General features: G+C 76.7%; 2 protein-coding genes. Both read right to left on the bottom strand.

The window, feature by feature from the left end:
- Positions 1 to 1,169: hypothetical protein (locus tag FVA95_RS28615; protein ID WP_149666885.1), on the bottom strand; the 1,169-nt coding region annotated here is incomplete at its 3' end.
- Entirely contained in the window at positions 1,166 to 1,456 is a 291-nt protein-coding gene (locus FVA95_RS28610) for a hypothetical protein (protein WP_149666884.1), read from the bottom strand. The genes FVA95_RS28615 and FVA95_RS28610, both read right to left, overlap by 4 nt.
- Positions 1,457 to 1,707 lie beyond the last annotated feature (251 nt).

The raw sequence follows: 1,707 nt of genomic DNA, 5'->3' as shown, positions 1-1,707 counted from the left end.
CCGGTCCGGATCGACTCCGCCGACGCGGGATCGACCTCACCCGCCGCCACCGCCGCGGCCAGCTCGGCGCGCAGCTCGGCCATCGAGCGGGCCCGCGGCCGGGTCGCCTTGCGCCGCGGTCGGCGGCGGCCGTGCTCGCCGTCGCGGTCCCCGGCCCGGCGGTCCAGCGTCGCGACACCGTGACCGTCCGGGCGGTCGTCCTCGGTGCCGATATCGGCCGGGTCGTGGTGCTGGTCCCCGGTCCCGCCCGCGGGCTCGTCAGCAGGCGGGACCGGGAGGCTCGACAGGCCGGGGGTCTGGTCGGCCAGCCACGCCGACACCTCCGCGGCCAGGTCCCCGCCGTCGTCGTCGACGGGCAGCCCGGGGGTGGTGTGTGGGGCCAGGTGGGCACGGCCGAGCCGGTCGCGGCGCACCCGGTAGACGCCGGGGGCGTGGACCAGGCGGGCGTCGCCGTCGGTGTCGATCTCGGCGACCGCGGCCCGCAGCGCGGCCCGCCGGGCCGCGCGCAGCTTGCGCTCCGCCGCCCGCACCACACCCGGACGGCGGGCCGGGCGGGCCCCAGCGGTCACCAACTGGTGCGCGATCACCCCGGCCACCGACACCACACCCATCACCAGCCCAGTGCTCACGCCCTGGTCGAGGCCGTGGGCGATGTTCAGGCCCGCGGCCACGGCGGCGAACGCCCACACCCCCACCTGCAACGCCCACAGCGGAGCGCCCGGGTGGGTCCGGCGCCGGGACTGCACCGCGAGAGCGAACGCCCACATCCCCAGCTCGGACAGCACCGGCAGCACCGCGCCGGTCCAGGACCCGTAGACGCTGATGCCGTAGGCGGCCATCGCCGGGACCGCCATCACCGCCGACGCCACCGCCAGGGGATAGATGAGCAGGTCCACCCGGTGCCGAGCCGCCCACACCCCGACCGCCGACCGCCGGGCCGCGGCCCGCTTACGCCGCTCGGCGCGTGCTCGGCGGGACTGCTCGACCCGCGCCGCCCGCGCGGCCTGGTCACGGGCGGTCTGCTCGGTGCGGCGCCGATCGGCGATCTCCGCCCGCACCGCCTCCGCGTGCAACGCCCGCTCGGTCGCGGCGTCGGCGTCGCGGCGGGCCCGCTCCGCCGCAGCGGCCTGGTCCTCACGACGACGCTGCGCCCACGTCTCGGTGCTCACCAGTCCCACCCCGACTCCATCACCGCGGCCATCTGGTCCAGATCGATTCCCAAGTGCTCGCAGTGGTCCCCAGCGGCCAGCGCCGCGGTCACCATCGCCATCCGCGGCACCCGCCCCGCCTCGCAGCAGGTCGGGCACAGCGACAGGCACACCACCCCGACACCGGTGCCAGCGGTCACCACGACCAGCCCGCCACCCACGCCCTCACCAGCCGGGACACCGCACCCGGCGCACACCGAGTCCGTCGGGCACCGGCCTGTGTCGTCCAGGTCCACCAGCGCGCTCATCGCACGGCCGCCTTCATGCACCGCGGCCGCGAGCACACATCACCCATCCCCGACCGCACCCGGACCCCACACGACCGGCAATGCACCGGCCCCGCCGCCTCCTCCGTGTGACGACCCCGACGGTGATGCTTCGCGTGCTGCGACGCCGCGACCTCCCGCGCCACCGCAGCCCGACCCACCCGGGCCCCGCCCCTGGCCGTACTCGACAACCAACCCATCGCCCTGCTCCTCATCTCGTCTGTCCTATGTGG

The sequence above is a fragment of the Pseudonocardia sp. EV170527-09 genome, from assembly GCF_008369905.1.
Lineage (GTDB): Bacteria > Actinomycetota > Actinomycetes > Mycobacteriales > Pseudonocardiaceae > Pseudonocardia.
The sequence above is the reverse complement of the archived record's forward strand: the minus strand, read 5'-3'. Positions and strand labels throughout refer to the sequence as shown.

Bases quoted from the DNA above. Each gene is read 5' to 3' on its own strand.
- FVA95_RS28610 (WP_149666884.1), bottom strand. From the start codon at position 1,456: ATGAGCGCGCTGGTGGACCTGGACGACACAGGCCGGTGCCCGACGGAC.